Source organism: Nocardia carnea (assembly GCF_029869215.1).
GTDB lineage: Bacteria > Actinomycetota > Actinomycetes > Mycobacteriales > Mycobacteriaceae > Nocardia > Nocardia carnea_B.
In genome coordinates this window covers 1-9,186 of the sequence record NZ_JARWPM010000250.1, presented here as the reverse complement: position 1 = coordinate 9,186, position 9,186 = coordinate 1, and the positions used below count along the sequence as shown (strand labels likewise).

Sequence of the window (9,186 nt, the reverse complement as noted above, 5' to 3'; positions counted from 1 at the left end):
GGGGGGTGGGGGGGGGGGCGGGGGTGGGGGGTGCGGCGGTTGTGGGGGGGCGGCGCGGGGGGGGGGGGGGCCCCCCCTGTGTTCCCCCCCCACACCCCGCCGGCCGCGGCCGCCCCCCCCCCGGGCCCCCCCCGCCGCGGTCAGGAGCCGGGCGACCCGCCGTCGTCGGCGCGCGCCGGCCAAATCGTGGCCGGCGCGGGTACCGGTCGCTTCCGCCCGAGTACCGGGTGCCGACGGTGGCTCGCCCTCGGCATGATCGGTCCGCAGTCCGGTATGCACGTCCGACCGTGCGCCCGGCCGGGAATCGAGCGCGGCGAGGATCCGTGCCTCCACCCGCGCGGGCGGCGGTTGCGCGTCGAGAACCGATAAGGCGCCCATCGCCTCGCGCGCCCCGCGTACGAGGTCGTCGAACGTGCGACCGGTGACGTGATCGGCGGCGCGTAACCGGTGTTCGATATCCACGCGTTCGGCGGCCGAGACCGCATCGAGCGCGTACGGGATCGCCAGATCCACTAGGTCGCCGTCGCTGCTCGGCGAATCGGGCGGAGATGTATCAGGCATCGGAGACAACCCCTGTGAGGCAGTTCTGGAGCCGTTTCAGACCGTCGCGGATGCGGCTCTTGATGGTGGGCAGTGGCGATTCGAGCTGGTCGGCGACCTCGCGGTAAGTGCGCCCGCTGTAGTAGGCGAGCGCGACCGCCTCCCGCTGTGTGGCGGTGAGCAGCTCGAGACAATCGCGGACGGCCTGCTCGTCGAGCTGCTGGTACACCGTTTCGGACACGATGTCGTGGTCGCGTCCCAGATGGATGTGGCCGTAGACGATATCGCGGGCGGCGGCCGATTCCTCGGCGCGCACCCGGTCGACGGCGCGCCGATGGGCGATCATCATCAACCAGCCGATCGCGCTCGACCGTTGCGGGTCGTACCGCGCGGCCGCCGACCAGACCTGCAGGTACACCTCTTGGGTGGCTTCCTCGGCCGCTGCCGGGCTGCGCAGGATCCGCTTCGCCAACCCGAACACCCGCGGACTTGTCTCCCGATAGAACAGGGTGAACGATTCCCGATCACCGTTTCCGGCCGCTTCCAGCAGGCCGGCGAGCCGGCGCTGGGTCGCGCGGTCGTCGTGACCGTCCCGCCGGACCGGGCAAGCCGCCCCGTCTCCGGTACCGGAGGATTTCGCATCGGCATCCCGGAGCCGGATCGGGCCGGAGCCGGATTCCGGCCGGTTCGTCATGATCGTGCCCTCGACTGCATGGCAAGGTGTTCGCCGCCCGCGGCGCCCGGGATGGACGCCGAGCCAGGGTTATAGCGCAGATCACATCGAAGGATGCGCTGTCTCATCGGCACAGTCTCTGCCACCCGGCCGCGGCGCGCGGACGAATCGGTTACGCGGGCGGCAGGAGAACCTCATCGATCATGTAGACCGTGGCGTTCGCGGTCTGCACACCGCCGCAGATCACCGACGCGTTCCCGGCCTCGATCGTCTCGCCGTCGCGGGTCACGGTGACCGTGGCACCCTGAACGGTCGGGTGGTCCCCGGCGATATCGCCGGGTTCGATTCGTCCGGGTACGACGTGATAGGTGAGGATGCCGGTGAGCGCGGCGGAATCCGTTTTCAAGGTTTCCAGAGTGGCCGGATCGATCTTCGCGAAGGCCGAGTCGACGGGTGCGAATACGGTGAATTCGCCGCCGTTGAGCGTATCGACGAGGTTCACCTGCGGATTCAGTCCGCCCGATACGGCTTGTGTGAGGGTTGTCAGCATCGGATTGTTCGAGGCCGCCACCGCGACCGGATCCTGCGCCATTCCGCCGACCGATCCTGCGCCCGCGGGTACCTGCGCCGCGTAGTCGGCACATCCGGGACCGACCAACCCGGCCGTGGGGTCGCCCGCGGCCGCGATGGCCGGCGAGCTGGGACCGCTGCTCGGCGAAGCCGCCGTACCCTCGCTTCCGCTGTCCTCGGAACACGCTGTCGCCCCCAGAACGGCGATCGACGAGACGACGGCGGCCAGAAGCACAACGCGCTGCATGCTTTTCATGAGTTCCCATCACTTTCGGCCAGGACGACCACCGTGCCGGTCGTACCGCGAACATTGCTGGACGGAGTTCGGGTGGCGTGGCCGGGCGGATGGGAACACCCGCGAAAAAATGCAGGCCGCGGGAGCCGGTGGGGGCTACCGCGGCCTGCGAATCGGCGGGACGGGGTCAGGCGGTGGCCGCCAGGGACCGTCCGTCGGCGGCCGGTTCCCGGATCGGCTCGATGGCGTAGGCCAGGATCTCGGCCACATCCGCCACCGGGCGGACATCCAGTTCGGCCAGCACATCGGCCGGGACGTCGTCCAGATCCGGCTCGTTACGGGCCGGGATGAACACCGTCTTCAGGCCCGCCCGCTGCGCGGCGAGCAGTTTCTGCTTCACCCCGCCGATCGGCAGCACCCGGCCGTTCAGCGTGACCTCGCCGGTCATACCCACATCGGAGCGCACCGGACGCCCGAGCGCCAGGGACACCAGGGCGGTCACCATGGTGACACCGGCCGACGGACCGTCCTTCGGCACCGCGCCCGCGGGAACGTGCAGATGCAGGTTCCGGTCCAGGACACCGGGTTCGATACCGATCTCACCCAGATGCGACCGCACGTAGGTCAGCGCGATCTGAGCGGATTCCTTCATGACATCGCCCAGTTGCCCGGTGAGGGTGAGGTTGCGTTCGCCCTCGGCGGTGTTTGCCTCGATGTAGAGGACGTCACCACCGAGCCCGGTGACCGCGAGCCCCGTCGCCACACCCGGCACCGCCGTACGTTCCGCCGAATCCGGAGTGAACCGGGGGCGGCCCAGGTAGTCCTTCAGGTCGCTGATATCGATGCGCAGGGTCGTATCGGACACCGTAGTCTCCGACAGCCGGGTCGCCGCCTTGCGCAGGACCTTGGCGATGAGGCGTTCCATCTGCCGGACACCGGCTTCCCGGGTGTAATCCGCCGCGATCTCGCGCAGCGCCGCATCGGTGACCTGGACTTCCTCGGCGGTCAGCGCATTACGTTCCAGCTGGCGGGGCAGCAGGAAATCGCGGGCGATGGCCACCTTGTCGTCCTCGGTGTAGCCGTCCACGGTGATCACTTCCATCCGGTCCAGCAGCGGGCCGGGGATGGTTTCCATGACGTTCGCGGTGGCCAGGAACAGGACATCGGAGAGGTCGAGGTCCATATCGAGGTAGTGGTCCCGGAAGGTGTGGTTCTGGGCGGGGTCGAGCACCTCGAGCAGGGCCGACGCCGGGTCGCCGCGGAAATCGGCACCCAGTTTGTCCACCTCGTCGAGCAAGACGACCGGGTTCATCGAACCCGCCTCCTTGATCGCCCGCACGATCCGGCCGGGCAGCGCCCCCACGTAGGTGCGCCGGTGACCGCGGATCTCGGCCTCGTCCCGCACGCCGCCGAGCGCCACGCGCACGAATTTACGACCCAGCGCCCGCGCGACCGATTCCCCGAGCGAGGTCTTACCCACACCGGGCGGTCCGGCCAGCACCAGCACCGCACCCGACCCACGCCCGCCGACGACCTCGAGTCCGCGCCGGGCCCGCCGCGCCCGGACCGCGAGGTATTCGACCATCCGGTCCTTCACCTCGTCCAGGCCGTGATGGTCGGCGTCGAGTACGGCGCGCGCGGCCGCGATATCGGTGGAATCCGTGGTTTTCACCGTCCACGGCAGTTCGAGCACGGTATCGAGCCAGGTGCGGATCCAGCCGGATTCCGGGCTCTGATCACTGGACCGTTCCAGCCGGCCCACCTCGCGCAGGGCCGCCTCCCGGACGGATTCGGGCAGATCGGCCTGTTCGACCCGGGTGCGGTAGTCGTCGGCACCGTCGGGTTCGTCCTCGCCCAGTTCCTTGCGGATGGCGTTGAGCTGCTGGCGCAGCAGGAATTCGCGCTGGCTCTTCTCCATGTTCTCGCGGACCTCGTCACCGATCTTCTCGGTGACCTCGGCCTCCGCGATATGCGCCCGGGTCCATTCGACGAGCCGGTTCAACCGGGCCGTCACATCCGGGGTTTCGAGTAGTTCCCGCTTCTGTTCAGCGGTGAGATAGGCGGCATAGCCGGCGGTATCGGCGATGGCCGAGGGATCGGTGAGCTGGTTGAACGCGTCGATCATCTGCCACGCCTCACGGCGCTGGAGGACCGACACCACCAGTTTCTTGTACTCGTCGGCCAGCTCGCGGGTGCGGCCGTCGGCGGCCGGTGTCTCGACCGGTTCGGCCTCGACCCACAGCGCGGCCCCGGGCCCGGTGACCCCGTGGCCGATCTTCGCGCGCCGTTCCGCCTTCAGTACCGCGGCGGGTGTCCCACCGCGCATCCGGCCGATCTGTTCGATGGTGGCGATCACACCGTAGGCGGCGTAACCCTCGGCCAGGCGGGGGGCGAGCAGGACGGTTCCGGTCTTCGCGGCCTGCGCGGCATCGATCGCGGCCTGCGCGGCTTCGTCCAGTTCGATCGGGACGACCATGCCCGGCAGCACGATGGGATCGGTCAGGAACAGCACCGGAAGATTCAGTGGCGTAGTCACGAACACAACCTCCAATAGTTGAGCTATCCCGACTCAACTTCATGGCGTGGCTCGTTGTTCCGCCCGCTGCCCGTGTTCGCCGAGGGCGAAGATGTAGATTCTCGTTCGCGGTGTCGTTCTCTCAGGTTTATGTCGGTAACTTGTCGCCCCTTCTCATCTGTTGTCGCAGGTAATACCCTATGGGGCTTCGCAATTTCTCACTGGAAGAGATCGCCGGTCGTGGCGTCGATGGCGCGCTTGCGGCGGAAGTAGTCATTGATGATCGCCCGATAGCGATTGGCGTCGGGACGTGCCCAATTGCGCATCAGCTCGCATCCGAACGCCAGCGACGTGATCGGCTGTGCTCCGGCTTGAACCATCCGTTCGATCGCTGTCTCGTGCGTCACCGTGGATACGCCCCCGACAGCGTCGATGACAGGATAGATTTCATAGCCTTCGCGCAGCATGTCCAAAGTGGGGAAGGCCAGGCAGACCTCGGTCCACAGACCGGCCATCACGATCTTCCGCCGGCCTGTGTCCTGGATCGCCGTCCGGAACTCGTCGTCTTCCCAGGAGTTCACTCCGGTCCGGTCGATATCAGGCACGCCGGGCAGTTCATCGCGTAGCTCCGAAACCGTGGGCTGATTGACTCCCATACCCACCGCGACCGTAGTAAGAACAGTGGGCACCCGGTAGGAATGGGCCAGCTTGGCCAGGGTGATCGCGCCGAGATCGATCTCAGCGCGGGTGGTCGACCCCACCGTGGCGTATTGCCCCGGCTGGAAGTCGATGAACACAACCACGCAATTGTCCGGCGTCAGAAGATGGTCGGTTTCCGGGTCGCGTATGGGTTCGGGTGTGGTCTTCGCCGTACCGGTCATCGGCAGTTCCTCGCAATCTGAGTCTTCATCGCGATCTGGGGTTGCGGTCAACAGCTCGCCATCGCCCCGGTACCGGGGCCGTGAGGTGGGCTTACGGGTGACATCGACGAAATCCGGTTCATGGCCGGGCGTGGCCCGTCACGCACCGGCTCGTCCACCGGCCGTGGTCGTCGATGCGGCAACCACGGCCCGGTGGCTCGGTGTCCGGTTCAGCGCGGATTCACTCGGCGATGAAGGTGAGGATGTCGGCGATGAGAGCCTTCTGGTAGTCGCCGTAGATGCCGTGCGGTGCACCGGGGTAGACCTTCAACGTCGCGTTCCGCGCCAGCTTAACCGCCTTCTCGGCGGTGGCGGCGATCGGCACGATCTGGTCGTCGTCACCGTGCGCGATCAGCATCGGCACTTCGATCGCGGCGAGGTCCTCGGTCTGATCGGTCTCGGAGAACGCCTTGACACAGTCGTAGGCCGCGGAAAGGTTCACCAGCATCCCCTGGCGCCAGAAATCGTCCTTCGCGCCCTGCGACACCTGCGCGCCTTCGCGGTTTGCCCCGAAGAAGGACTCGGTCAGGTCCCGGTAGAACTGTGAGCGGTCATTGAGTACGCCGGCGCGGATCCCGTCGAAAACCTCGATCGGGACGCCCTCCGGGTTGTCCGGAGTCCGGCGCATGAGCGGGGGCACGGCGCCGGCGGTGATGACCTTGGCGACCCGCCCATTGCCGTACCGGGCGGCGTAGCGCACGACCTCGCCGCCGCCGGTCGAATGACCGATCAGCACCAGATCGCGTAGGTCCAAGGCTTCGACGAGCTCGGCGAGGTCCTTCGCGTAGGTGTCCATGTCGTTGCCGGTAGCGGTCTTGGCCGAGCGGCCGTGGCCGCGGCGGTCGTGAGCGATGGCCCGATACCCGGCATCGGACAGAAGCTTCAGTTCGACCTGCCACGCGTCCGAGGACAGCGGCCAACCGTGGCTGAGCAGCACCGGGCGGCCGGTACCCTGCTCGGTGTAGTAGATCTCGGTTCCGTCGGTCGTGGTGATGTAGGGCACGGTGTCCTCCTGGCGGGCTTGTGGGTTGCCGGGTTCGAGTTTGGTCCGCGCCGAGGGGTGATGTCGTCGCCGCTGGCACCCATCCGGGCTGGGAGCTGGCGGGGGGTTGCGGGTACCGGCTACCCGGTAGCGGACCACTTGCCGATAACCGGGATGCGTGCGCTGACCGTCGTCCCGGCCCCGGCCGGGCTCACCACCGTGAGCTCGCCCTCAACGGCCTCGACCCGGTCGCGTAAGCCGACCAGACCGGATCCGTTCTCCGGGCACGCGCCTCCGACACCGTCGTCGGTCACCGACAACAGCAGCCAGTCGCAGTCGAGGTGCGCCGAGATGATCACTTCACCGGCCTGGGCGTACTTGGCGGTGTTTGTCAGCGCCTCGGCGACGACGTAATAGGCGGTGACTTCGACCGGCTCGGGCAGCCGGCCGACCACCGAGGCGTTCAGTACTGCCGGCACCGAGGAGCGGCGGGCGAGCGTCTTGAGCGCGGGCGCGAGCCCGCCGCGGGACAGGATCGCGGGGTGAATGCCGCGGGAAAGCTCCTGCAGGTCGGTATGGATGTGGGAGAGCGAGTCGACGATGGCGTCCAGCCGACGGCGCAGCGCGGGTTGGTCCGAGGGGACAGCGGCTTGGGCAGCGCGCAGGTCGAGACCGAGTGCCACCAACCGTTGCTGGGCGCCGTCGTGCAGATCGCGCTCGATGGCGCGCCGGGCCTGGTCAGCGGCGGCGATGACCCGTTTACGGGAGCGCGTGAGGGCAGTCCTGGACTCGCTGTTGTAGATGGCGGTCGCCACCAGGTCGGCGAAGTCGACGAGCCGCAGCCGCAGACCCGACGCGGTGGGGCGTTGAGTGGAGCCGACGATGATCGCCCCCCAGGTTCGGCCCTCGACGATGATCGGTGCGCCGATGCCGCAGCGTATTTTCCGCTCGTGCAGGCGATCGGCGATAGGGCCGCTTGCGGTGGCGTAGTCGAGGACGGCCATCTCCCCGGTTTCGGCGATCTGCGTGGCCACGTTGGTCCCGCCGAGCGGCAACCGTTCTCCGGCGACGAGGCCGCCTCCTGCTATCGCTTCCTCGTGCGCCGCGAGCACTTCGCAGAAGCCGTCCGGGTCGAACCGCACCAGCGAGATGTGCTCGGCGCCGAGTTCGTCCGCCAATTCGGCAGCGACTGCGGGATACACGTCACCCGGGTCCGCTCGCGCGGCCACCAGGGTGGCAACACGACGCAGCGCGGCCTGCTGGCGCGCCAGCGCCACGGTCCGCCCATAGAGCTCTTCGCGATCGCGGGCCGCCGCCAGCAATGCCTCGAGACCTGGGACCATACGCTCGACTCGGCGGCGCTGGGCGGTGCCGAGATCGGCGGGGATCGCCAGGGACCCGACGGGGCTGTGGTCGTCGAACAGGGGGATCCGCCGCTGCCCTGGCCCGGGGGGCGCGTCGGCCTCGCCAAGCGTCGCCCCCGGGGGCGGTAACTCCAGCACGTCCGAGAGCCGCGCGCCGGCCGCGGCGAGCGCCGCGGGTCGGTCGGCGGCGCGCAGTACGGTGCGTGCCAGCGCGGCCGAGAGATCGGCTTCGAGACGGCGCTGCGCGGAGTCGAGCATCCGCAGGCGCGACTGCCCGACGAGCAGGTTGGTGAGCAGCGCGAGCACGAGGAACACGACAACGGCGGGCACGAAACTGTTGTCGCTGCCCTCCTGGACGTGGAACCAGGTGTAGGCGCCCGTGCTGGCCACCGACGTCGCCACCGCGAGGCGGAAGTCCCAGCCCGCGGACACCACCAGTACCCCGAACAGGAAAATGGCGCCGAACGCATTCTCCGGAGAGACCTGCTTGAGCACATGAACGATCCCGACCTCGGCCGCGATCAGCACGGCCGCGGTTGCCACTCCCCAACGCCATGGCGGGGACATGGGCCGCAGCACCACGGCGGCGACGCGATCCCACCGCGATCCGCGGTCGATATTCCGGCTAGCGTGCATGCCCCGGGCCGGGTTCTCTGACACGCTCGACAGTGTGAATGACCCCTACCCCGTGCGCTGCCTCATAGTGGACGACAACCCCACCTTCTGCGCCAGTGCGCGCAGCATGCTCCAGGCCGGGGGGATCACGGTGGTCGGTACAGCGTCCTCCCTCGAGGATGCGGTACAGATAGTGGGCACGATGCACCCGAACCTTGTGCTGGTGGATATCGACCTCGGCGAAAGAAGCGGGTTCGACGTCGTCGAGGCCCTGCATGCCCGGTCGGGCGATTCGCAGCCTGCGATCGTGCTCATGTCCACCCATGATGAGGACGAGTTCGCCGACATGATCGAGGCGAGTTCGACCTTGGGGTTCGTGCCGAAATTCGCGTTGTCGGCAGACCGGATACGGCAGCTCCTGGCCCGGAGCGCGCGATGAGTTCGATCCCTGCTTCATGTGGCCGCGTCGAGGAACATGATCACCGCGCGTACCCGGCGGTGGTCGTCGGCGGTATCGGTGAGATCGAGTTTGGTGAGGATGCTGCGCACATGCTTTTCGACCGTGCCCTCGGTGATCCACAGCCGCCGCCCGATCCCCGCGTTCGACAGACCCTCCGCCATGAGCGCCAGCACCTCGCGCTCCCGGCTGCTGAGTGCCTCCAAAGGGTTGTCGCCGCCCCCCCGCCCGCCCACAAACAGGACCACGGCCCGCGCGAAAAAAAAACCCCCCCAAGCCAAAACGCGGGGGGAGTGGGAGACAAAAACCACCCGC

General features: G+C 68.2%; 9 protein-coding genes. 1 reads left to right on the top strand and 8 read right to left on the bottom strand.

Annotated elements, in window-relative coordinates; all coding sequences use genetic code 11:
* The 7 genes from QH276_RS17590 to QH276_RS17560 form a co-directional block, all read right to left on the bottom strand.
* Positions 1-561 (bottom strand): RskA family anti-sigma factor (locus QH276_RS17590; RefSeq protein WP_432278797.1); only part of this gene is annotated, 561 nt, incomplete at its 3' end.
* The gene (gene sigK / locus QH276_RS17585; RefSeq protein WP_280396773.1) at positions 554-1,234 is read right to left on the bottom strand and encodes an ECF RNA polymerase sigma factor SigK; all 681 of its coding nucleotides are present in this window, start codon (positions 1,232-1,234) and stop codon (positions 554-556) included. The genes sigK and QH276_RS17590, both read right to left, overlap by 8 nt.
* 151 nt (positions 1,235-1,385) lie before the next feature.
* Positions 1,386-2,039 carry a fasciclin domain-containing protein gene (locus QH276_RS17580; protein ID WP_280396774.1) on the bottom strand — a complete coding sequence of 218 codons (654 nt, stop codon included), beginning with the start codon at positions 2,037-2,039 and terminating at the stop codon, positions 1,386-1,388.
* Positions 2,040-2,205: 166 nt separating this feature from the next.
* The gene (gene lon / locus QH276_RS17575; protein ID WP_280397350.1) at positions 2,206-4,554 is read right to left on the bottom strand and encodes an endopeptidase La; all 2,349 of its coding nucleotides are present in this window, start codon (positions 4,552-4,554) and stop codon (positions 2,206-2,208) included.
* Between the two features lie 197 nt (positions 4,555-4,751).
* The gene (locus tag QH276_RS17570) at positions 4,752-5,414 is read right to left on the bottom strand and encodes a hydrolase (protein WP_280397349.1); all 663 of its coding nucleotides are present in this window, start codon (positions 5,412-5,414) and stop codon (positions 4,752-4,754) included.
* Between the two features lie 220 nt (positions 5,415-5,634).
* Positions 5,635-6,456, bottom strand: a complete 822-nt coding sequence (locus tag QH276_RS17565) for an alpha/beta fold hydrolase (protein ID WP_280397348.1) — start codon at positions 6,454-6,456, stop codon at positions 5,635-5,637.
* A gap of 119 nt (positions 6,457-6,575) precedes the next feature.
* Positions 6,576-8,342, bottom strand: a complete 1,767-nt coding sequence (locus tag QH276_RS17560) for a histidine kinase (protein WP_432278568.1) — start codon at positions 8,340-8,342, stop codon at positions 6,576-6,578.
* Between the two features lie 127 nt (positions 8,343-8,469).
* On the opposite strand from QH276_RS17560, the gene QH276_RS17555 reads away from it, so the two are divergent.
* Positions 8,470-8,853, top strand: a complete 384-nt coding sequence (locus QH276_RS17555) for a response regulator (RefSeq protein WP_280397347.1) — start codon at positions 8,470-8,472, stop codon at positions 8,851-8,853.
* 14 nt (positions 8,854-8,867) lie between these two features.
* On the opposite strand, the gene QH276_RS17550 is transcribed toward QH276_RS17555, so the two are convergent.
* Positions 8,868-9,186: helix-turn-helix domain-containing protein (locus QH276_RS17550; RefSeq protein ID WP_280406813.1), on the bottom strand; the 319-nt coding region annotated here is incomplete at its 5' end.

Bases quoted from the DNA above. Each gene is read 5' to 3' on its own strand.
- sigK (WP_280396773.1), bottom strand. From the start codon at position 1,234: ATGACGAACCGGCCGGAATCCGGCTCCGGCCCGATCCGGCTCCGGGAT.
- QH276_RS17570 (WP_280397349.1), bottom strand. From the start codon at position 5,414: ATGACCGGTACGGCGAAGACCACACCCGAACCCATACGCGACCCGGAA.
- QH276_RS17580 (WP_280396774.1), bottom strand. From the start codon at position 2,039: ATGAAAAGCATGCAGCGCGTTGTGCTTCTGGCCGCCGTCGTCTCGTCG.